This is a genomic window from Streptomyces sp. NPDC005931 (genome assembly GCF_042871235.1).
GTDB lineage: Bacteria > Actinomycetota > Actinomycetes > Streptomycetales > Streptomycetaceae > Streptomyces.
Genome location: NZ_JBIAIG010000005.1, coordinates 375,961 through 396,485, shown reverse-complemented (window position 1 = coordinate 396,485; position 20,525 = coordinate 375,961). Strand labels below are relative to the sequence as shown.

The 20,525-nt window shown below is 71.1% G+C and carries 18 protein-coding genes and 2 tRNA genes; 8 read left to right on the top strand and 12 right to left on the bottom strand.

The window, feature by feature from the left end:
* The first annotated feature begins 112 nt into the window (after positions 1-112).
* Positions 113-1,063, top strand: coding sequence for a hypothetical protein (locus ACFYOV_RS15965; protein WP_389087845.1), 951 nt, complete (start codon positions 113-115; stop codon positions 1,061-1,063).
* Positions 1,064-1,148: 85 nt separating this feature from the next.
* On the opposite strand, the gene clpX is transcribed toward ACFYOV_RS15965, so the two are convergent.
* From clpX to ACFYOV_RS15940, 5 genes are all read right to left on the bottom strand, one after another.
* On the bottom strand, positions 1,149-2,435 hold the full coding sequence (clpX, locus tag ACFYOV_RS15960) for an ATP-dependent Clp protease ATP-binding subunit ClpX (protein ID WP_389087843.1): 1,287 nt from the start codon (positions 2,433-2,435) through the stop codon (positions 1,149-1,151).
* Positions 2,436-2,624: 189 nt separating this feature from the next.
* Positions 2,625-3,305, bottom strand: a complete 681-nt coding sequence (locus ACFYOV_RS15955) for an ATP-dependent Clp protease proteolytic subunit (protein WP_389087841.1) — start codon at positions 3,303-3,305, stop codon at positions 2,625-2,627.
* 110 nt (positions 3,306-3,415) lie between these two features.
* Entirely contained in the window at positions 3,416-4,021 is a 606-nt protein-coding gene (locus ACFYOV_RS15950) for an ATP-dependent Clp protease proteolytic subunit (protein ID WP_189287305.1), read from the bottom strand.
* 290 nt (positions 4,022-4,311) lie between these two features.
* On the bottom strand, positions 4,312-5,715 hold the full coding sequence (tig, locus tag ACFYOV_RS15945; protein WP_389087839.1) for a trigger factor: 1,404 nt from the start codon (positions 5,713-5,715) through the stop codon (positions 4,312-4,314).
* Positions 5,716-5,885: 170 nt separating this feature from the next.
* A tRNA-Pro gene (locus ACFYOV_RS15940) sits at positions 5,886-5,962 on the bottom strand.
* Between the two features lie 179 nt (positions 5,963-6,141).
* On the opposite strand from ACFYOV_RS15940, the gene ACFYOV_RS15935 reads away from it, so the two are divergent.
* Positions 6,142-6,215: transfer RNA gene (locus ACFYOV_RS15935), tRNA-Gly, on the top strand.
* 332 nt (positions 6,216-6,547) lie between these two features.
* On the opposite strand, the gene ACFYOV_RS15930 is transcribed toward ACFYOV_RS15935, so the two are convergent.
* Entirely contained in the window at positions 6,548-6,742 is a 195-nt protein-coding gene (locus tag ACFYOV_RS15930) for a hypothetical protein (protein WP_365757329.1), read from the bottom strand.
* A gap of 544 nt (positions 6,743-7,286) precedes the next feature.
* On the opposite strand from ACFYOV_RS15930, the gene ACFYOV_RS15925 reads away from it, so the two are divergent.
* Positions 7,287-8,465: an acyltransferase family protein gene (locus tag ACFYOV_RS15925; RefSeq protein WP_389087835.1), complete on the top strand. Its 1,179-nt coding sequence runs from the start codon at positions 7,287-7,289 to the stop codon at positions 8,463-8,465.
* Here the strand turns inward: ACFYOV_RS15925 and ACFYOV_RS15920 are convergent.
* Together ACFYOV_RS15920 and ACFYOV_RS15915 are read right to left on the bottom strand one after the other, a co-directional pair.
* Positions 8,462-8,983, bottom strand: coding sequence for an HD domain-containing protein (locus tag ACFYOV_RS15920; protein WP_389087833.1), 522 nt, complete (start codon positions 8,981-8,983; stop codon positions 8,462-8,464). The two genes, ACFYOV_RS15925 and ACFYOV_RS15920, sit on opposite strands and share 4 nt — an antisense overlap.
* 12 nt (positions 8,984-8,995) lie before the next feature.
* Entirely contained in the window at positions 8,996-10,174 is a 1,179-nt protein-coding gene (locus ACFYOV_RS15915) for a PP2C family protein-serine/threonine phosphatase (RefSeq protein WP_389087830.1), read from the bottom strand.
* Positions 10,175-10,336: 162 nt separating this feature from the next.
* On the opposite strand from ACFYOV_RS15915, the gene ACFYOV_RS15910 reads away from it, so the two are divergent.
* Positions 10,337-11,602, top strand: a complete 1,266-nt coding sequence (locus ACFYOV_RS15910; RefSeq protein ID WP_389087828.1) for a GNAT family N-acetyltransferase — start codon at positions 10,337-10,339, stop codon at positions 11,600-11,602.
* A 73-nt stretch (positions 11,603-11,675) separates the two neighbouring features.
* Here the strand turns inward: ACFYOV_RS15910 and ACFYOV_RS15905 are convergent, their stop codons facing one another.
* Positions 11,676-12,503: an Fpg/Nei family DNA glycosylase gene (locus ACFYOV_RS15905; protein ID WP_389087826.1), complete on the bottom strand. Its 828-nt coding sequence runs from the start codon at positions 12,501-12,503 to the stop codon at positions 11,676-11,678.
* Positions 12,504-12,606: 103 nt separating this feature from the next.
* On the bottom strand, positions 12,607-13,092 hold the full coding sequence (locus ACFYOV_RS15900) for a ribose-5-phosphate isomerase (protein WP_389087824.1): 486 nt from the start codon (positions 13,090-13,092) through the stop codon (positions 12,607-12,609).
* 259 nt (positions 13,093-13,351) lie between these two features.
* On the opposite strand from ACFYOV_RS15900, the gene ACFYOV_RS15895 reads away from it, so the two are divergent.
* Both ACFYOV_RS15895 and ACFYOV_RS15890 read left to right on the top strand, forming a co-directional pair.
* Positions 13,352-14,848: an amino acid permease gene (locus ACFYOV_RS15895; protein WP_389087821.1), complete on the top strand. Its 1,497-nt coding sequence runs from the start codon at positions 13,352-13,354 to the stop codon at positions 14,846-14,848.
* Positions 14,849-15,473: 625 nt separating this feature from the next.
* The gene (locus ACFYOV_RS15890; protein ID WP_389087819.1) at positions 15,474-16,811 is read left to right on the top strand and encodes an FAD-binding oxidoreductase; all 1,338 of its coding nucleotides are present in this window, start codon (positions 15,474-15,476) and stop codon (positions 16,809-16,811) included.
* Here the strand turns inward: ACFYOV_RS15890 and ACFYOV_RS15885 are convergent.
* Positions 16,798-17,382: a biotin transporter BioY gene (locus tag ACFYOV_RS15885; RefSeq protein WP_389087817.1), complete on the bottom strand. Its 585-nt coding sequence runs from the start codon at positions 17,380-17,382 to the stop codon at positions 16,798-16,800. The two genes, ACFYOV_RS15890 and ACFYOV_RS15885, sit on opposite strands and share 14 nt — an antisense overlap.
* Before the next feature lie 477 nt (positions 17,383-17,859).
* Between ACFYOV_RS15885 and ACFYOV_RS15880 the strand changes: the two genes are divergently transcribed.
* Positions 17,860-19,239 (top strand): amino acid permease, encoded by a 1,380-nt coding sequence (locus ACFYOV_RS15880; RefSeq protein WP_389087814.1) that lies wholly within the window; start codon positions 17,860-17,862, stop codon positions 19,237-19,239.
* A gap of 256 nt (positions 19,240-19,495) precedes the next feature.
* The gene (locus ACFYOV_RS15875) at positions 19,496-19,732 is read left to right on the top strand and encodes a hypothetical protein (protein WP_389087812.1); all 237 of its coding nucleotides are present in this window, start codon (positions 19,496-19,498) and stop codon (positions 19,730-19,732) included.
* 3 nt (positions 19,733-19,735) lie between these two features.
* Here ACFYOV_RS15875 and ACFYOV_RS15870 read toward each other — a convergent pair whose 3' ends face one another.
* Positions 19,736-20,392, bottom strand: a complete 657-nt coding sequence (locus ACFYOV_RS15870; RefSeq protein WP_389087809.1) for a DsbA family protein — start codon at positions 20,390-20,392, stop codon at positions 19,736-19,738.
* Between the last annotated feature and the right edge of the window lie 133 nt (positions 20,393-20,525).

Here is a 20,525-nt window from a genome sequence, read left to right as displayed (position 1 = left end):
CGCAGTCCCGAAACGCGATTCCTTTGTAACGGTGCACCCCCCGATGGCCGGAAGCGGTCGCTCCTGAGCAAGGATGTCAACGACACGTAAGCATCCGGAGGGGAACCCAGTAATGAGCTACAACCAGCCGGGCCCGTACGGCGGGCAGCCCCAGCAGCCCGGACCGTACGGCCAGCCGGGCCCCTACGGCCAGCCGCCGCAGGCTCCCCAGCCCGGCTACGGCTACCCCCAGCAGGCTCCCCCGCCCGGCCAGCCCGGCTACGGCTACCCCCAGCAGCCCGGCCCGGGCGTACCGCCCCAGCAGCCCCCCTACGGCCAGGCGCCGTACGGCCAGGCGCCGTACGGCATGCCGCCGCAGCCGCCGGCTCCGGGCGGCGGCAGCAAGAAGACCGGCCTGATCATCGGCGCGGTCGCGGTCGTGGCGGCGATCGGCGTCGGCGCGTACTTCGTGTTCGGCGGCGGCGGCGCGGGCAGCCTGGAGGACGACGGACCGCACAAGCTGGCCACGCCGACGAAGCTGCTCGGCGAGTACACGCGGGTCGGCGAGGGCGGCCAGGACTCCAGCTCCAGCACGGTGGACGACCTGGCGGAGGGCGGCGTCAAGGACGGCAAGTCCGTCGGTGCCTCCTACTCCACGGCCGATTTCAGCAGCTACGACCCGAGCGACCCCTCCACGCTGCCCGACCAGGCCGAGCTGCTGCAGGCCAAGGGCGTGACGTTCTTCGGGGCCTACGGCGAGATCAAGGACCCCGAGGGGGCGCTCGACAAGATCTTCGCGTCGGTCAAGAAGGAGACCAAGGAGAACTCCTCGGACAATCCGCTCATGACCGAACTGGTCGGCGAGCCCGAAGAGGTCGAGATCGACGGCGCGGTGATGAAGTGCCAGGCGGGCAAGGGCACCAACAACCTCACCAAGAAGCCGACCACCAACTGGTTCTGCGCCTGGGCCGACTACAGCACCATCGCCGTGGTCTCCCCCGGGGACAACACCAAGGACATCACCAAGGACGCCGCCGCGGACATCACCACGAAGCTCCGCGACGAGGTGCGTGTCAAGGCCTGACGGCCGGTCGGCACACGACACGCGCAGGGCCCCGGTCGAGCGACCGGGGCCCCTTCTGTGTCCTTCGCCGCGCGGCGTGCGGCGGCTACGCCGTCTTCTGCTCGCCCGGTCCCCGCCCGCGGGCGTCGCGCGGGATGAGGGTCGGGTTGACGTTGGAGAGGACCACGTCCGCGGTGATGACCACGCGGGCCACGTCCTTGCGGGACGGGACCTCGTACATCACGCCCTGGAGGACCTCCTCCATGATGGCGCGCAGGCCGCGGGCGCCGGTCTGGCGGAGGATGGCCTGGTCGGCGATGGCCTCCAGGGCCTCGCGCTCGAAGTCCAGTTCCACACCGTCGAGTTCGAACAGGCGCTGGTACTGCTTCACCAGAGCGTTGCGCGGCTCGACGAGGATCTTCAGCAGGGCCTCGCGGTCGAGGTTGTGGACCGAGGTGATGACCGGGAGGCGGCCGATGAACTCGGGAATCATGCCGAACTTGACCAGGTCCTCCGGCATGACCTCCTCGAAGGTGTCCTTGGACTCCATCTCCCGCTTGGAGCGGATCTGGGCGCCGAAGCCGATGCCCTTGGCACCCGCCCGCGACTCGATGATCTTCTCCAGGCCCGCGAAGGCGCCGCCCACGATGAACAGGACGTTCGTCGTGTCGATCTGGATGAACTCCTGGTGGGGGTGCTTGCGCCCGCCCTGCGGCGGGACGGAGGCGGTGGTGCCCTCGAGGATCTTCAGCAGGGCCTGCTGTACGCCCTCGCCGCTGACGTCGCGCGTGATCGACGGGTTCTCGCTCTTGCGGGCGACCTTGTCGATCTCGTCGATGTAGATGATCCCGGTCTCGGCCTTCTTGACGTCGTAGTCGGCGGCCTGGATGAGCTTCAGCAGGATGTTCTCGACGTCCTCGCCGACATACCCCGCCTCGGTCAGCGCCGTGGCGTCGGCGATGGCGAAGGGGACGTTCAGCATGCGGGCGAGGGTCTGGGCGAGGAGGGTCTTGCCGGAGCCCGTGGGGCCCAGCAGGAGGATGTTGGACTTCGCCAGCTCGATGGCGTCGTCACGGCCGCTCGCGCCGCCGTTCTCGCCGGCCTGGACCCGCTTGTAGTGGTTGTACACCGCCACGGACAGGGCCTTCTTGGCGGCCTCCTGGCCGACCACGTAGCCCTCGAGGAACTCGTAGATCTCGCGGGGCTTGGGCAGTTCCTCCCAGCGCACCTCGCTGGTCTCGGCGAGCTCTTCCTCGATGATCTCGTTGCAGAGATCGATGCACTCGTCGCAGATGTACACACCGGGCCCTGCGATGAGCTTCTTGACCTGCTTCTGGCTCTTTCCACAGAACGAGCACTTGAGCAGATCGCCGCCGTCACCGATGCGTGCCACGGTGTGCTTCCCCTTCGCCTGGGAGACGCCTGGACGTCAACGTCCAGCGGCTCCTGGTGCTGCCTTATGTCCGACGGTACCTTGCCGTGCCCCCCGTTCGGGCCCCCCTTGGCACGGTTCGCCTTGACGTGAACCGTGCCAAACCATGCCAAGGGGCGGCAGACGATACAGCCTCCCGGAGACCCCGCGTCAGCGCAGGCTGGAGTTGTCCATCTTCCGGGTGGTGATGATCTGGTCGATCAAGCCGTACTGCAGCGCGTCCTCGGCCGTGAGGATCTTGTCGCGCTCGATGTCCTCGCGGATCTTCTCGATCGGCCGGGTGGAGTGCTTGGCCAGCATCTCCTCCAGCTGCGAGCGCATCCGCAGGATCTCGTTGGCGGCGATCTCCAGGTCGGAGACCTGGCCGCGGCCGGTCTCGCTGTAGGGCTGGTGGATCAGCACGCGCGCGTTGGGCAGCGCCATGCGCTTGCCGGGCGTGCCGGCGGCCAGCAGCACGGCGGCGGCCGAGGCGGCCTGGCCCATGCAGACCGTCTGGATGTCCGGCTTGACGTACTGCATCGTGTCGTAGATCGCCGTCAGGGCGGTGAAGGAGCCGCCGGGGCTGTTGATGTAGACCGAGATGTCCCGGTCCGGGTCCATCGACTCCAGGCACAGCAGCTGCGCCATGACGTCGTTGGCGGACGCGTCGTCGATCTGCACGCCGAGGAAGATCACACGCTCCTCGAAGAGCTTCGCGTACGGGTCGTACTCTCGGATGCCCTGGGAAGTGCGCTCGACGAAGCGCGGGATGACGTAGCGGGACTCGGCCGCAGGGCCGGTGTACTCGGCACGAGCGCGGTCGTACAGGCCGCTGCCGGGGAAGTCGTTCACGGTGTCTCCTGGGAAGGGGCTGAGGCGGTCGGCTGGGGCTGCTGGGGCTGCGCCGGGCCCGGACGGGGGCCCGGTGGGTCCCACGGGGCTCCGGGACCCCGTGGGGCCGCTCAGGCCCCGGTGCCGCCGCCGCCCGGCATGCCGGCGGCCGTGGCGATCACGTCGTCGATGAGGCCGTACTCCTTGGCCTCGTAGGCGTCGAACCAGCGGTCGCGGTCGGAGTCGCGGGTGATCTGCTCGACCGTCTGGCCGGTGTGCTGCGCCGTGAGCTCGGCCATGCGCTTCTTGGTGTGCAGCAGCCGCTCGGCGTGGATCTTGATGTCCGAGGCCGAACCGGCGAGGCCGGCGGAGGGCTGGTGGATCAGGATCTCGGCGTTCGGCAGCGCGAAGCGCTTGCCGGGCGTGCCGGCGCTGAGCAGGAACTGACCCATGGAGGCGGCGAGGCCCATGGCGATCGTCACCACGTCGTTCTTGATGTACTGCATGGTGTCGTAGATCGCCATGCCGGCCGTGATCGAGCCGCCGGGGCTGTTGATGTACAGGAAGATGTCCTTGTCCGGATCGGCGGCAAGGAGCAGCAGCTGCGCGGTGATCTTGTTGGCGATGTCGTCGTCGACCGGCTGGCCGAGGAAGATGATCCGCTCGCCGAGCAGCCGGTTGTAGACCTGGTCGCCGAGGCCACCACCGATGGAAGGCTCGCCGGCGGCTGAGGGCATCAGATTCGTCACGTATCCACCTGCTCGTCTTACGACGGCGCCGGGCCGTCTCACGTTTCCCTGCGGGGCTGGAGCCGTTCGGGGACTCCACTGCCCTCGTATTCATGGACCCTAACGCGCTGGTCCCTTCGGGGAATCCCGGACCGGGGAGTGTTCGCCGGGGGCGTAGCGCGAGACCGGCCCCGGGGCTCGGCGCGAGACCGGCCCCCGGGGCTCGGCGCGAGACGGGCCCCGGGTCGTCGTGCGACCCGGGGCCCGTCCGTTGTCCGTCGTGCACAGCGCCGTGGGCGTCAGCCCTCGGTCTTCTCCTCGGCGGCGTCGGCCTCGGTGGCGTCGGCCTCCGTGGCCTCGGTGGCGACCTCGGTGGCCGCCTCCGTCTCGTCCTCGTCCTCGAGGTCGATGATCTCGCCGTTGGTGTCCTTGACCGTGGCCTTCTCGACCACGACGGCCAGGGCCTTGCCGCGGGCGACCTCGCCGACCAGGAGCGGAACCTGGCCGCCCTCGACGACCGCCTGGGCGAACTGGTCGGGGGACATGCCGGAGGAGGCCGCGCGCCGCATGAGGTGCTCGGTGAGCTCCTCCTGGTTGACGTTGAGCTTCTCCTGCTTGACGAGCTCGTCGAGCACGAACTGGGTCTTGATGCCCTTGACCGCGGCCTCGCGGGTCTCGTTCTCGAACTCCTCGGCGGACTTGCCCTGGATCTCCAGGTACTTGTCGAGGGTGAGACCCATCTGGCCGAGCTGGTGGTGCTCGAGGTTGTGCTTGCGGGTGTTGGTCTCGTCCTCGAGCAGCTTCTCGGGGATCGGGACCTCGACCAGCTCGAGCAGCTTGTCCAGGACGCGCTCCTGGGCCTGCGTGGCCTGGTCGAACTGCTTCATGTGCTCCAGGCGCTTGCGGCTGTCCGCCCGCAGTTCCTCGAGGGTGTCGAACTCGGAGGCGAGCTGCGCGAACTCGTCGTCCAGCTCGGGCAGCTCGCGCTTGGCGACCTGGGTGACCTTGACGGTGACCTCGGCCTCCTTGCCGGCCGCGGAGCCGCCCTTCAGCTCGGAGGTGAAGGTGGCCTCCTCGTCGGCGGACAGACCCTTGACGGCGTCGTCGATGCCGTCGAGCAGTTCGCCGGAGCCGATGGTGTAGGAGACGCCGTTGGCGATGCCGTCCTCGAGGACCTCGCCGTCGACCTTGGCCTCCAGGTCGATGGTGACCACGTCGCCGTCCTCGGCGGCGCGCTCGACCGGGGAGGTGGAGGCGAAGCGCTCACGGAGCTGCTCGACCGACTTCTCGACGTCCTCGTCGGTGACCTCGACGGCGTCGACCTCGACCTCGATGCCGGAATAGTCCGGGATCTCGATGGCCGGGCGGATGTCGACCTCGGCGGTGAAGTTCAGCGTCTCGCCGTCCTTCAGCTCCGTGATGTCGACCTCGGGCTGACCCAGGGGGCTCAGCTCGGCCTCGTTGACCGCGTCGGTGTAGAACTTCGGGAGGGCGTCGTTGACCGCCTCCTCCAGAACCGCACCGCGGCCGAACCGCTGGTCGATGACCCGGGCCGGGACCTTGCCCTTGCGGAAGCCCTTCACCGTGACCTGCTGGTTGATCTTCTTGTACGCCGCGTCGAGGCTGTCCTTGAGCTCCTCGAAGGGCACCTCGACAGTGAGCCGAACCCGGGTCGGGTTCAGGGTCTCCACGGCGCTCTTCACGGTTCGGTCTCCTTGTGGCTGACTTCTTGGTTTCTGCCGGGGCCAGAGCGGCCCGGCGGATTTCGCCGCCCGGAGGACTTCAGACGCTGACGACACACGGGCGTGCAGCTTGCATAGTAACGGCAGCGACGAGGGCGCCCCAAAGGCGATCACCGGTGGGTGACACATGGTGGTCGGGGTGGCGGGATTTGAACCCACGGCCTTCCGCTCCCAAAGCGGACGCGCTACCAAGCTGCGCCACACCCCGTCTGGTGCGACACGTAGGGTACATGCCGCCGGGCTCCCGGACCGCCGCATTTCCCGGGTGCGGTGCGGCGCCGACGGCGGGGCGGAGAGGGCGGGCGGCCACGGGGTGTGCGACGAGGGGGCACCACCCGCTACGATGCCTGTCAGTGCCGCGGTCATCCGACCTGCGGCGCGTGCTGTGCGGGCGTAGCTCAATGGTAGAGCCCCAGTCTTCCAAACTGGCTACGCGGGTTCGATTCCCGTCGCCCGCTCCACGGGACTCAGGGCCGGTCGGAGGTGCGAACCTCCGACCGGCCCTGAGTGCTTTTCCGCGCCGGAAAGGGGGCGCCGCCGGAGTGCCTTCCCGGGCCGGACGCGGGGCGCCGCCGGCGAAGGCCGTCGACGACTGCGGCGGGCCGGCCGGAGGGCCGTCCGCCGGGACGCGGGGCGGACCGCTCGGCGCCGAGAGTGCCGGCGGGGGCGTGCCCGAGGGGCTCCGGGCGCGCGAGAGGCCGCGGGAAGAGCCACGGGTTCGGCCGGGCACGGCCAGGCCCCCGCCGCCCCGTCACCGCGCATCACCTTCGGACGCCCCGCGCGGGGGTCGGGGTCAGAAGCTGATGGAGTTGATCGTCTCCGCTATCGAGTTGAGGAAGCGGTTGATCGACGGCGCCATGCCCGTCGAGGCGAGGAAGAAGCCGAAGAGGATCGCGACGATCGCGGGGCCGGCCTTGATGGACCCCCCTCTCATCATCACAACAAGGATGATCGCCAACAGCAGCACCACAGACAGTGAAATGGCCACAACTGATCACACCCTCGGTCGGTTCCGCTCTCCCGGTCCGGGCGACGCGACCCCGCGCACCCCGCCAGAACCATCGTGCCACCAACGGCGCTCCGGTATGCGGCGGCTGACGCGTCGTCCGTCTCACAGTGCCGGCCACGGGTACACGGGTACCTGGTGACCCGTATCAACCTCCGTTGGCCGCACGGAAATTCGAGCAGCCACTCGCTCAGGCAATTCGACCGGATCGTTTCCGCTTCCACACAACGCGTTCGCAGGTAATTCGAATTGCCGTCGCGGACGCCCCAACGGCCCCTCGGCGGACTGATGAAGGGTGACCGAAGGGGACATTCCGCCGGAGTCGCCTGCTGGTCTTATGCGTGGTTTAGTCCGGAATAATCGTGACAAGCAAGGCACTTTGCTACGGAAGTCCCCTCCGGGCGACGCGTGTTGGCCGTCACGCATCCCCCTGTTCGTTTTCACCAATCCGGGGCATCCGAGGTGAATACCGGTAATGACGTCGGGTGTTTTACGAATACCTGCGGACAACGCTAGGGTGCCTCAGATGTTTCACGCTGCCTCGTCCCCCGCAAGCGCGGTTCAGTCGCCGGCACCCGCAGTGCCGAGCCCGCGCCCGAAGCCCGAGCAGAACAGCCGGCCGGCCCCCTCCGGCAAGCAGCGCGACGCCTTCTTCGACAACGCCAAGTACCTGGCGATCGTGCTGGTGGCCATGGGCCACACCTGGGACCCGCTCAATGACGACAGCCGGGGCCTGCAGGGTCTGTACCTGGTGCTCTACACCTTCCACATGCCGGCCTTCATCATCGTCTCCGGCTACTTCTCGCGCAGTTTCGACATGCGCCCCGACCGGGTCAAGCGGCTGGTCACCGGTGTGGCCGTGCCCTACGTCCTCTTCGAGATCGCCTACTCGGTGTTCAAGCGTGTCGTCGACCACGACCCCGGCTTCGCGATCAGTCTGCTGGACCCCTGGTACCTGACGTGGTTCCTGTGCGCCCTGTTCGTCTGGCGGCTGACCACCCCGATCTGGAAGGTGCTCCGCCGGCCGCTGCCGGTGGCGCTCGGCGTCGCCATGCTGGCGTCCATGACGCCCGAGATCCGCAACGACCTGGACATGCAACGCGTCCTGCAGTTCCTGCCGTGCTTCGTACTCGGCCTGTGCCTCAGGCGCGAGCACTTCGAGATGGTGCGTCGTCGCGCGGTCCGCGTCCTGTCCGTCCCGGTGGTGCTGGTGGCGCTGGCCGTCGGATGGTGGGCGGTGCCGTACATGGACACGCGGTGGGTCTACCGGAGCGCGGCGGCGCAGGAGATGGGCATGCCGTGGTGGGCGGGACCGGTCGTGACGCTGGCCCTCTTCGGCTGCTCGCTCGTGCTGACCGCCTGCTTCTTCGCCTGGGTGCCCGGCCGGCGCATGTGGTTCACGGCGCTCGGCGCGGGCACGCTGTACGGCTACCTGCTGCACGGCTTCGTGACGAAGACCGCCGCCTACGAGGGCTGGCTCGACCACGCCCCGCTGCACCAGCCGCTCGGCCAGGCCTTCGTCTCCCTGATGGGTGCGGTCGCGGTGACCCTGCTGTGCACCGGGCCGGTGCGGCGGACCTTCCGGTTCGCCATGGAGCCGCGCATGGAGTGGGCGTTCAGGCCGGACACCGCGGGTCCGGCCCCCGAGCCGGACCGTTCCGGGAAGCAGCGGGCGCCACACGCCCGGGAGTCCGTCTCCGCCTAGTCGGCCCGGCCGGCCACCGGGTGACCCGCTCCCCCGTCGCCCGTCCTGTCGTCCCGTTCCCCCCGCAGACCGAGGAGTGCGCGCATCCGCGCGTACTTCTCGGTCAGCCGTGTGCGGGTGGCCTCGTCGAGGACCGCGAGCCGGGCCGGGTCGGCGTTGTGCGCCAGGTCCGCCTCCTTCACCAGCAAGGCGCCGGGGGTGGCGAGGATGCGGGCCGCGTACGCCTCGGGCGGCTCCCCGGACCGCTTGGTGACCGCGCGGACGATGTCCTTGGTCCGCCGGGTCAGCGCCGCCTCCTCGAGCCACGCGGCCGGCAGCCGGTCGTCCTCCACGGCGTCGTGCAGCCAGGCCGCCGCGATCTGGTCGGGGTCCCCGCCGCGTGCCCGCACGCCCTCGGCGACGGCCCGCAGGTGCTCGGCGTAGGGCCGGCCGGCCTTGTCGGTCTGGCCGTCGTGCGCGGCGCGTGCGGTGGCCTCGACCTGGGACGGGGTCAGCGGGGTTCGGGCGGTGTCGGTCATCCGCCCAGTGTGTCAGCGGGACCCGGCCGCGGTCGGGCCCTCCCGGCAGATCAGCAACAGGGCCCGGTCGTCGTTGACGTCCTTGGCGACCGCCTCGATGAGGTGCCAGGCGGCGCCGTGGAAGCCACCGGCGACGTAGCGGTCGGCCTCGCCGGTGAGGCGGTCGATGCCCTCGACGATGTCCCGGTCGGAGGTCTCCACCAGGCCGTCGGTGAACAGCATCAGCACGTCGCCGGGGCGCAGCGAGCCCTTCACGGGGTCGAACTGGGCGCCGTCGTACACGCCGAGCAGCGGCCCGTCGGCGGCCTTCTCCTCCCAGCGGCCGCTGCCCGCGCTGAGCTGGAGTCCCGGCGGGTGCCCGGCGGAGTACAGCTCGTAGTCCCCGGAGTCGAGGTCGAGGACCAGGTGGATGGAGGTGGCGAAGCCCTCCTCCCACTCCTGGCGGAGCAGATAGCCGTTGGCGGCGGGCAGGAAGCCGTGCGGGGGCAGGCTGCCGAGCAGTCCGCCGAAGGCCCCCGACAGCAGCAGGGCGCGCGAGCCGGCGTCCATGCCCTTGCCGGAGACGTCGGTCAGGACGACCTCCAGGGTGCGCCCGCCGTTGGTCCGGGCCGCGACCACGAAGTCGCCCGAGAAGGACTGTCCGCCCGCCGGGCGCAGTGCCATCTCCCGGTGCCAGCCCTCCGGCAGTTTGGGCAGCTTGCTCTGCACCCGGATGCGTTCGCGCAGGTCGAACAGCATGGTGCCGCCGCGTCGCCAGGGCACGCCCACCCGGCTGCGGAACTGGGCGACGAGCAGGCCGAAGAAACCGCAGGCCGCGACGACGAGGACCACGCCGGGGGTGACCCGGGAGGCGCCCTCGGTGTACGGGCCGAGCCGCACGGACTCCACGATCAGCGCGGTCGCCGCGGCGGCGTACAGGCCGAGCAGGCTGGCGGGGCGCAGCAGCAGTCCGCCGACGACGATGGGCAGGACCAGGGCGGCCGGTGAGCACCACACGGGGTTGGCAAGGGTGCCGGCCGCGATCAGCGGGATGGCCAGCAGCAGCCCGGCGAGCGCGACCCAGTCCGAACCGTCCCCGCGGAAGTAGTCGACGGCGGACCGGCGCATGCCGACGCGGGCCCGGTGCCACTGTTTCTTCAACCGGGCCGTGAACGTGTCGGCTTCCGCGCGCCGCTCTCGTCCTGCTGCCATTAGTTCGGGACCCTATCCATCGGACCGGCCGCTTGGCACGGGAGGTCCAGCTTGTCCCCCGTCCGGGGATCGCCTTCACAGTCAACTTCACCGGAGGCCGCCCCGTGGCCGCGCGGAGGAAATTCCCTCGCTCGTCCCGCATTGCCCTGATAGGCATGGCGCATGGCGAACGACGGCACGGCGTCCGGCGCGGGCGGCGGAACGGAACTCCGGGTTCTCGTACCGGAGGAATGGGACACGTGGTACGGGACGCTGGTCCGTGCGTTCAGCGGGGTTCCGGAGACCGACGAGGAGCGGGACCTGTGGAACTCGCTGACCGAGTTCGACCGCTCCCTGGGGGTCTGGGACGGGGACGCGTGCGTGGGCACGGCCGGGGCGTTCTCGTTCCGGCTGACCGTGCCGGGCGGCGCGTCCGTGCCGGCGGCGGGCGTGACGATGGTCGGCGTGTCCGCCACGCACCGGCGGCGCGGGGTGCTGACTTCCCTGATGCGGCGGCAGTTGGACGACGTACGGTCCTGGGGCGAGCCCCTGGCGGTGCTCACCGCCTCCGAGCCGGCGATCTACGGCCGGTTCGGGTACGGCGCGGCGACCTTCCAGGTGAGCGCCGAGATCGACACCGGCCGGGCCGGACTGTCGGTGCCGGACGGTACGGACGACGTACGCCTGCGCTACGCGGCGCCCGCCGACGTCCTCGGGGCGTGCGAGGCGGTGTACGCGCGGCTGGTGCCGACGCGGCCGGGGATGCTGGCCCGGCGGCCCGGCTGGGAGCGGGTCGGGTTGCTCGATCCGGAGAGCGAGCGGGACGGGGCGTCGCCCTTGCAGTGCGTCGTCGCCGAGCGGGACGGCGGGACGGTCGGGTACGCGCGGTTCCGGGTGAAGCCGGGCTGGGGTCCGGGCGGGCCCGACGGCACGGTGTCGCTGAGCGGCCTCGCGGCGCTGGACCCGGCGGCCGAGGGGGCGCTGTGGCGTTTCCTGTTCGGCATCGACCTGACGTCGACGCTGGTGGCACAGGGGCGGCCGGTGGACGAGGCGTGGCAGTACATGGTGGCCGACATCCGGCGCTGCCGGCCTGCCGTGCGGGACGCGCTGTACGTGCGACTGGTCGACGTGGGCGCGGCGCTCGAGGCGCGCACGTATCAGGCGCCGGTGGACGTGGTGTTCGAGGTGGAGGACGCCTTCTGCCCCTGGAACTCCGGGCGTTGGCGGCTGAGTGGCGACCCGAAGGGCGCGTCCTGCGTGCGCACCCGGGACGCGGCCGATCTCGCCCTGTCGGTGAGGGAGTTGGGCGCGGCGTATCTCGGCGGGGTGGGGCTGGGCGCGCTGGCGGCGGCCGGGCGGGTACGGGAGCTGCGGCACGGCGCGCTGGCGGAGGCATCGGTGGCCTTCGGACCGGGTGCCCTGGCGCCCTGGCTGCCGCACGGTTTCTGAGGCCCCTGACCGGGAGGCGTCCCGTCGGCGCGGGGTCGGCGACACCGCGAGGGCCTCGGCCGCCCGCCCGGCGTCAGCCGCGTTGGCAGGTGGGGCACCAGAAGAGGTTGCGGGCGGCGAGGGCCGCGGTGCGGATCCCGGTGGCGCAGACGTGACAGGGCAGGGCCGTCCGGCGGTAGACGTATACCTCGCCGCCGTGGTCGTCGACGCGCGGCGGGCGGCCCATCGCCTCGGGGGTGTGTTCCGGACGAACGGTGTCGATGCGGTTGTTGCGGACGCCTTCCCGCATGAGCGCGACGAGGTCGGTCCAGATCGTCTCCCAGGCGGACGGGGTGATGTCGCGGCCCGGGCGGTAGGGGTCGATGCCGTGCCGGAAGAGGACCTCCGCGCGGTAGACGTTGCCGACGCCGGCGATGACCTTCTGGTCCATCAGCAGGGCGGCGATGCTGGTCCGGCTGCGGCCGATGCGCCGGTAGGCCGCGGCCGGATCGGCGTCCCCACGCAGCGGGTCGGGGCCGAGGCGGTCGTGTATCGCCCGTTTCTCGGTGTCCGTGATCAGTGCGCAGGTGGTGGGGCCGCGCAGGTCCACGTACGTCGTGTCGTCGGCGAGGCGGAGCCGGACGGTGTCGGTGGGCGGCGGCGCGGGAGCCGCGCCGAAGCCGACCTTGCCGAAGAGACCGAGGTGGATGTGGACCCAGTCGGTGTGCCCGGGAGCGGTGTCGCGAAAGCCGAGGAAGAGGTGCTTGCCGTGGGCGTCGGCGGTGTGCAGGGGGGTGCCGTCGAGCAGGGCCGCGGCGTCGGAGAACTTACCCTGGGGGCTGGTCACGCGCAGGGGGCGGCCGTGGGCGAACGCGGCGGCGTAGTCCTCGGCCAGCCGGTGAATGGTGTGACCCTCGGGCACGGGTCCCTCTCTCTCGCTGTGCCGGTCCCGTCCCGGCCGTGACCGTCCCCGCCGTGGAGCCCTCCGCGGTCGATCGCTCCTCGGCGGGGACGGTGGGTGCGGGTTACTGCTGGGGGTGGTGGGCCGGGATCGGGGGGAGGTCGCCGGTCGTCTCGTAGTCGGCGAGCATCCCGATGCGGCGGGCGTGACGCTCGTCCCCCGAGAACGGGGTGTTCAGGAACGTCTCCACGAACTTCGTCGCCTCGTCCACCGCATGCATGCGCGCACCCACCGCGACCACGTTGGCGTCGTTGTGCTGACGGCCCAGCTCCGCCGTCTCGGCGCTCCATGCGAGGGCCGCCCGCACGCCCTTGACCTTGTTGGCGGCGATCTGCTCGCCGTTGCCCGAGCCGCCGATCACGACACCGAGGGCGTCGGGGTCCGCGGCGGTCCGCTCGGCGGCGCGCAGGCAGAAGGGCGGGTAGTCGTCCTGGGCGTCGTAGATGTGGGGCCCGCAGTCGACGGGCTCGTGACCGGCGCTCCTGAGCCACTCGACGAGGTGGTTCTTGAGTTCGTAGCCGGCATGGTCGGAACCGAGGTACACGCGCATGGTTCCGAGTGTGACACGGGGGCTTCCGGGACGGCGCGCGGGGTCTCGATTGCCGAAAAGGCCGAGGCACTTACGAAACCTCAGAGAAACCTCAAGTAACAATATGGATTCGAAGGTTCCCGAATTCATTCACCTCCGATTCACTGGACCGGCTCGTACGCCGCTCGTACGAGGCCCCGTCCGTCGCAGTGCCGCGACACACCCCCCGCGTGGTCGGCCGGACGGGGATCAGCTCCCCGGCGAAGAAGGAATCCGTCCCATGACCTCGCAGCCGACCCTGAAGACGACCGGAGGCAGCCCCGGCGATCCCGGAGGCTCCGCACCGTCCCGAGAAACCACCAGCAGTCCCGGAGGGCACGGGTCCGGGCTCCAGGCCGGACTCAAGAACCGCCATCTGTCGATGATCGCCATCGGCGGTGTGATCGGTGCCGGCCTGTTCGTCGGTTCCAGCTCCGGCATCGCGACCGCGGGCCCCGGCATCCTCCTGTCGTACGCGCTCGTCGGCACGCTCGTGGTGCTGGTGATGCGCATGCTCGGTGAGATGTCCGCCGCCAACCCGACCTCCGGCTCGTTCTCCGCGCACGCCGACCGCGCGCTCGGCCCCTGGGCCGGCTTCTCCATCGGCTGGCTGTACTGGTTCTTCTGGGTCGTCGTGCTGGCGGTGGAGGCGACCGCGGGCGCGAAGATCCTCGAAGGGTGGATACCGGCCGTTCCCCAGTGGGGATGGGCGCTGATCGTGATGGTGGTGTTGACCGCCACCAACCTGGTGTCGGTCGGTTCCTACGGCGAGTTCGAGTTCTGGTTCGCCGGCATCAAGGTCGTCGCCATCGCCGCGTTCATCGTGGTCGGCGGTCTGGCCGTGTTCGGTCTGCTGCCCGGCGTCGACAGCGACCAGGCCGGCGTGGCCAACCTCGTCGACCACGGCGGGTTCCTGCCCCACGGAGCCGGTGCCATCCTGACCGGCATCCTGCTCGTGGTGTTCTCCTTCATGGGCAGTGAGATCGCGACCCTCGCGGCCGGCGAGTCGGAGGACCCGCAGCGCGCCGTCACCAAGGCGACCAACAGCATCATCTGGCGCATCGGCGTCTTCTACCTGGGCTCGATCTTCGTCGTGGTCGCCCTGCTGCCGTGGAACTCCGAGTCCATCCAGGAGGAGGGCTCCTACGTCGCCGCCCTGGACTCCCTCGGTATCGCGCACGCCGGTCAGATCATGAACTTCATCGTGCTGACGTCCGTGCTGTCCTGCCTCAACTCCGGGCTCTACACGGCCTCCCGCATGGCTTTCTCGCTCGGTGAGCGCGGGGACGCGCCGAAGGCGTTCGCCCGGACCACCGGCCGGGGCGTCCCGCGCAACGCCATCATCGTCTCGGTGGTGTTCGGCTTCGTGGCGGTCTTCTTCAACTACAAGTTCCCGGACTCCGTCTTCCTCTTCCTGGTCAACTCCTCCGGCGCGGTGGCCCTTTTCGTGTGGCTGGTGATCTGCTTCTCGCAGCTGCGCATGCGGAAGATCATCCAGGCCGAGGCGCCGGAGAAGCTGGTCGTGCGCATGTGGCTGTACCCGTACCTGACCTGGGCGAGCGCCGCGCTCATCGTGTTCGTGCTCGGCTACATGCTGACCGACACCGAGCACAACGGCCGCACCACGGTGCTGCTGTCGATGCTGGTCGCCGGCGTCGTGCTCGCCATCGCCGTGGTCAAGCAGCGACTGGCGGGCCGACCGGCCGCCGAGGCGCGGGACGAGGTCTCGGCGGGCTGAGGCCCCCCTCGTCCTCGAACCGTTGCGGAAGGGCCCGGGGCCCGCGGCACGCACGCCGCGGGCCCCGGGCCGTCGTGTCCCGTACGCCGCCGCGGGCGAAGGAGGACCGGGCGGCCGGTTCCCGTCCGGCGTCCGGCGTCCGGCGAGTGCAGTGCACCTCGGCCCCGCTTCGGCCCCCGCTCGGTACGTCGTCCCGCCGCCCGTCGTCCGGCCTCGCGGGCGCCGACGACGGGGAGCGCGGGCGAACCTGCCTGCCTCCCGGCGCGCACGACCGGGAGCGCGGCCGGCCTGACGGCACCCGCGGGCGGGCCCGGTGCCGCCGTCGGCGGGCGGATGCGGTGGGGCGCCGCGCGGGGGCGGTCGGGGGAGACAGCGCCGGGTGGGCGGGGACAGTCGTGCCCCCGGAGGTGACGGGGGCGACGGGGGGTGTCGGCGTGGGGTGCCGTGAGCCCTGGGCCGGGACGGGGCGGGCCGGGGGCGCGGCCGTTCCGAGGCTGTTCGCGGCGGGTGCGGCCCGGCCGTGGTGGGCGTCCCGGCAGCGGGGTCCTTCCCGAAGGCGCCGAGACTCGGGCCATCGGCGATAACCTGACGGAAGCTGTCAGGTTATCCGGCCATGCTCGGCGCCATGACCATCGACGAGCCGATCACCGGCCTGCCCGTCCTGCGCCCCGCCGACCCCGCCTACCCCGATGAACTCGCCGGATTCCAGACGGGGTTCACCCAGCGCCCCGCTCTCGTCGTCCCCGCGCGCTCGGCCGACGAGGTGGCCGCCGCCGTGCGGTACGCGGCGGGCGCCGGGCTGCGGGTGGGAGTGCGGGCCACCGGACACGGGACGCCCGGCCCTTCGGAGGGTGGCGTGCTGATCACCACGCACCGCATGGACGGGGTGCGGATCGACCCCGGCACCCGGACCGCCCGCGTCCAGGCGGGCGTCCGCTGGGCACAGGTGGTGGCCGCCGCCGCGCCGTCGGGGCTGGCGCCGCTCAACGGATCCTCGCCGGGCGTCGGAGCCGTGGGGTACACCCTCGGCGGCGGAATCGGCGTGCTGGCCCGGGAGTTCGGATACGCCGCCGACCACGTGCGCGCACTCGACGTCGTCACGGCGGACGGCCGGACCCGCCGGGTGACCCGCGACGGCGACGCCGACCTGTACGGGGCGCTGCTCGGCGGCGGGCACGGCCTCGGTGTCGTCACCGCGATGGAGATCGGCCTGGTGCCGGTGCGCCGGCTGTACGGCGGCTCGCTGGCCTTCGACGCGCGCCGGGCGGACCCGACCGGGCTGCTGCGGGCGTACGAGGAGTGGACGCGGACCGTGCCCGACGCGCTGACCTCCTCCTTCGCCGCCGTCCCGTATCCGGACGTGCCCGCGATGCCGCCGCGACTGCGCGGGCGCCACGTGGTGTCCGTGCGGGTCGCGTACACCGGCAGCGCCGCCGACGGGGAGCGGCTCGTGGCCCCGTTGCGCGGGCTCGGGCCGCTGCTGGAGGACTCGGTGCGCGAGATGCCGTACACCGAGAGCCACACCATCCACGGCGATCCGGCCGTCCCGCACGCCTATTACGGGGAAGGGGCGGTACTGCGGGAGCTGGACGTGGCGGCGGCCGGGCGGGTGCTCGACCTGACGGGGCCGGACGCGGCGCCCGTGATGTGCGTGGTGCAGGTCAACCAGCTGGGTGGGGCGCTCGCCCGGCCCGCGCCGAACGCGGTGCCGTACCGCGAGGGCCGGTTCCTGGTACGGCTGCTGGCCATGGGCGGGCGGGAGCGGGGGCGGGCGGTGCTCGACCCGGCGTTCGCACTCCTGGCCCCGGTGACGCTCGGCCGGGCGGTCAACTTCGCCTTCGGCGCGGGCGACCGGCCCGAGGGGCTGTACGACGCCGGAACGGCGAAGAGGCTCGCCGGGGTGAGGGATCGGTACGACCCGGCGAGCCTCTTCCGCGCGACCGCGGACGTCAGCGCTTGTTGACGAAGGCCCAGGCGGTGGGCAGCACGCCCATCGCCAGGGCCGCCTTCAGCGCGTCGCCGATGAGGAACGGGGTGAGGCCGGCCGCGATCGCGGCGGATGCGGACATGCCGGTGGCGAGGGCCAGGTAGGGCACGCCCACGGCGTAGATGATCGCCTCGCCGAGCACCATGGTGCCCGCCATGCGCCAGGCGTTGCGGTCGGCGCCGCGACGGGCCAGGGCGCCCACGGCGGTGGCGGCGAGCAGCATGCCGATGATGTAGCCGAAGGACGGCATCGCGGCGCCGGACGTGCCCTGCGCGAACCACGGCACACCGGCGACGCCCGCCAGCGCGTACAGCGCGAGCGACAGGAAGCCGCGGCGGGCGCCGAGCGTGGTACCGACCAGCAGCGCGGCGAAGGTCTGTCCGGTCACCGGCACCGGGGAGCCCGGCACGGGGACGGACAGCTGGGCGGCGAGCCCGGTGAGGGCGGCGCCGCCCAGCACGAGCGCGGCGTCACGGACGCGGGAGGCCGGGAGCAGGTCGGCGAGGACCAGACCGGTGCGGGTGGAGGTGGCGGCAGCGGTGCTCATGGGGACTCCGCGGGGTGAGGGCAGTTCGGGACACGGTGACGCTATACCTGCTCCCCAGCGCCGATCACCGTCAGCGCTCGACAAAGGGTCGAACAGGCTGTTGGTGGGCTTCCGACAAACGGCACGAGTGACCGCCGGTACGGCGTGACGCCGGTCACTGAGGTGAGGTGGTTTCGCCAACAGACCCCGGTGTAAAGGCGGCTGTAGGGACCCTCCAAACGGGGCCGATCCTCCTCCTGTGCGGACGCGACGGGAGCGCGCACGGGCGCGGTGAACGCCGAGCGGCTGTCCGCCGGCTCGGCCGCGACCCTGCCGGGCCACCCGTCGGTTCCGCGACGACGGGCCGACCGCGTGACCGTCCGGACACTGTCCGTGCCGTGGGCGTCCGCATGCTGGGCAGTCACGCCCGATCACCGGTGAGGGCACCGAGACTGGGGGGCGTTTGTGCCCCCGTACGCATTGGACGAGCCGCGCCCCATGCCCCGCACCACCGCAGAGACGCCCACCGCGGCGGACGGCGCCTCCCTCTCCCACGGCCTGAAGCAGCGCCACCTGTCGATGATCGCCCTCGGCGGTGTCATCGGCGCCGGTCTGTTCGTCGGGTCGGGGGCCGGGATCGCCGCCGCCGGACCTTCGATCGTCCTCGCCTACACCGCCTCCGGCCTCCTCGTGATGCTGGTGATGCGGATGCTCGGCGAGATGTCGGCCGCGTATCCGTCGTCGGGTTCCTTCTCCGCGCACGCCGAGCGGGCGATCGGACCCTGGGCCGGGTTCACCGCGGGCTGGTCGTTCTGGGTGCTGCTGTGCACGGCCGTCGGGCTGGAGGGCATCGGCGCCGCGAAGATCGTCACCGGCTGGCTGCCGGGCACGCCCGAGTGGGCGTGGGTGGCGCTGTTCATGGTGGTCTTCTGCGCCACCAACCTGGCCGCCGTGAAGAACTTCGGCGAGTTCGAGTTCTGGTTCGCGGCCCTGAAGGTCGGCGCGATCACGCTGTTCCTGGTGCTCGGGACACTGGCGGTGGCCGGGGTGCTGCCGGGCACGGACTCGCCGGGCGCCTCGCACCTGACCGACTTCCTCCCGAACGGTGCCGAGGGCCTGGTGGTCGGCCTGCTGGCGTCGGTCTTCGCCTACGGCGGCCTCGAGACGGTCACCATCGCGGCGGCCGAGTCGGAGGACCCGGTCAAGGGCGTGGCGAGCGCGGTGCGCACCGCGATGTGGCGGATCGCGGTGTTCTACATCGGCTCGATGGCGGTCATCGTCACCCTGGTGCCGTGGGACTCGCCGGCGGTCGTCGAGAACGGCCCCTACGTCGCGGCACTGGACCGCCTGGGCATCCCGGGCGCCGGTCAGCTGATGAACGTCGTCGTGCTGGTGGCGCTGCTGTCCGCGATGAACGCCAACATCTACGGCGCCTCGCGCATCGGCTACTCGCTGGTGCGGCGCGGGCAGGGCCCGAAGGCGCTGGGCCGGGTGTCCGGCGGGGTTCCGCGCATCGCCGTGCTGGCCTCCTCGGTGTTCGGCTTCCTGTGCGTGCTGCTGAGCTACTGGCGGCCCGACGACGTGTTCCCCTGGCTGCTGAACATGATCGGTGCCGTGATCCTGGTGGTCTGGATCTTCATCGCGGTCTCGCAGCTGCGGCTGCGCCGCCGGCTGGAGCGGGAGGCGCCGGAGCGGCTGGCCGTGCGGATGTGGGCGTTCCCGTGGCTGACGTGGGTGGCGCTGGCCGGGATGGCGGGGATCTTCGTCCTGATGGCCCGGGAGCCGCACACGCGTGTGCAGCTGTTCTCGACCGGCGCGATGACGCTGGTCCTGGCGGCTCTGGGCTACGCCTGGCAGCGGACGCGCGGCCGGGACTGACCGCGCCCCGCTCCGGGAGGGCCCTCGCGTGGACGGCACGCGGGGGCCTTCCCCGTTCCGGGAGCACCCGCACCCCTATTGCTGCCACTTCCATGCAGTTGCAAGATGTATGCAAGAGTGAGGGCCGAACGGCCCGGCCCCTGCCTTGTGATCGTCTTCTCACCGTTCACCCGGCAGGCGGAAAAGAAGGAGGCCCCCGCGGGGACAGGACCCGCGGGGGCTTCCGGTATGCGGCGATCCGGGCCATCGTGACGCAATGACCACACCGAAGATGCTGTTCTGCTGGACCTGCGACTCGGACCAGCAGCACCGCGGACTGAACAGGGCGGAGCAGGAATCGCTCAAGGAACGGCTGGGCCGGGCGAGCGTCAGCGAGTTCTGGCTCTGCGTCAACGTGCTGGACCAGGACAGCGGCGCACAGTGCCGCAACCTGCGCACGGGAGGGAACAAGAAGCCGTTCGCCCGGCCCATCAAGATGCCGGTGATCGATTGAGCGTCACAGGTTGCTGAAGTCGGGGCCCTTCGTCCGCGTCCGCTTGATCTCGTAGAAGCCGGGGACGGAGGCCACCGCGAGGGCGCCGTCCCACAGGCGGGCGGCCTCCTCGCCCTTGGGGGTCGGGGTGACCACGGGGCCGAAGAAGGCCATCTGCTCGCCGTCCGCGCCGGGCACCGCGATGACCGGGGTTCCGACGTCCTGGCCCACCTTCTCGATGCCCTCCTTGTGCGAGGCGCGCAACTCGGCCTCGTAGGGGGTGGAGTCCCAGTGGTCCATGAGGGACCCGGGCAGGCCGACGTCCTTCAGCGCGGCGGCGACGGTCTCCTTACCCGGGCCCTCGTCCCGGTTGTGGATGCGGGTGCCGAGCGCGGTGTAGAGGTCGCCGAGGACCTCGGCGCCGTGCTCCTGCTGGGCCGCGATGACGACCCGGACCGGTCCCCACGCCTTGGTCTCGAGCAGTTCCCGGTACTCGGCGGGAAGCTCGTCGAGCTTGTCCTCGTTGAGCACGGCGAGGCTCATCAGGTGCCAACGCACCTCGATGTTCCGCACCTTCTCCACCTCCAGCACCCAGCGCGAGGTCATCCAGGCCCACGGGCACAGCGGGTCGAACCAGAAGTCGACCGGGGTGACGGGGGTATCAGGGGACGTGTCCGACATGTCGCTCCTCGTGGACGAAGGGTCTGTCCATGGCAACGCCGGGTCTCGTCCCGGCCATTCCCGGCTGTCTCCGGTCAGGGGCACATGGCAGGATCGGTGCTGTTCAGCCATGTCGACGACGCATGAGGAGTGC

Excerpts from the sequence above, each read along its gene's own strand:
- ACFYOV_RS15875 (WP_389087812.1), top strand. The coding sequence starts at position 19,496 with ATGACCACACCGAAGATGCTGTTCTGCTGGACCTGCGACTCGGACCAG.
- ACFYOV_RS15910 (WP_389087828.1), top strand. The coding sequence starts at position 10,337 with ATGGCGAACGACGGCACGGCGTCCGGCGCGGGCGGCGGAACGGAACTC.
- ACFYOV_RS15890 (WP_389087819.1), top strand. The coding sequence starts at position 15,474 with ATGACCATCGACGAGCCGATCACCGGCCTGCCCGTCCTGCGCCCCGCC.
- ACFYOV_RS15880 (WP_389087814.1), top strand. The coding sequence starts at position 17,860 with ATGCCCCGCACCACCGCAGAGACGCCCACCGCGGCGGACGGCGCCTCC.
- ACFYOV_RS15965 (WP_389087845.1), top strand. The coding sequence starts at position 113 with ATGAGCTACAACCAGCCGGGCCCGTACGGCGGGCAGCCCCAGCAGCCC.
- ACFYOV_RS15885 (WP_389087817.1), bottom strand. The coding sequence starts at position 17,382 with ATGAGCACCGCTGCCGCCACCTCCACCCGCACCGGTCTGGTCCTCGCC.
- ACFYOV_RS15950 (WP_189287305.1), bottom strand. The coding sequence starts at position 4,021 with ATGCCCTCAGCCGCCGGCGAGCCTTCCATCGGTGGTGGCCTCGGCGAC.
- ACFYOV_RS15915 (WP_389087830.1), bottom strand. The coding sequence starts at position 10,174 with ATGGCAGCAGGACGAGAGCGGCGCGCGGAAGCCGACACGTTCACGGCC.
- ACFYOV_RS15900 (WP_389087824.1), bottom strand. The coding sequence starts at position 13,092 with ATGCGCGTGTACCTCGGTTCCGACCATGCCGGCTACGAACTCAAGAAC.
- ACFYOV_RS15925 (WP_389087835.1), top strand. The coding sequence starts at position 7,287 with ATGTTTCACGCTGCCTCGTCCCCCGCAAGCGCGGTTCAGTCGCCGGCA.
- ACFYOV_RS15920 (WP_389087833.1), bottom strand. The coding sequence starts at position 8,983 with ATGACCGACACCGCCCGAACCCCGCTGACCCCGTCCCAGGTCGAGGCC.
- ACFYOV_RS15895 (WP_389087821.1), top strand. The coding sequence starts at position 13,352 with ATGACCTCGCAGCCGACCCTGAAGACGACCGGAGGCAGCCCCGGCGAT.
- ACFYOV_RS15870 (WP_389087809.1), bottom strand. The coding sequence starts at position 20,392 with ATGTCGGACACGTCCCCTGATACCCCCGTCACCCCGGTCGACTTCTGG.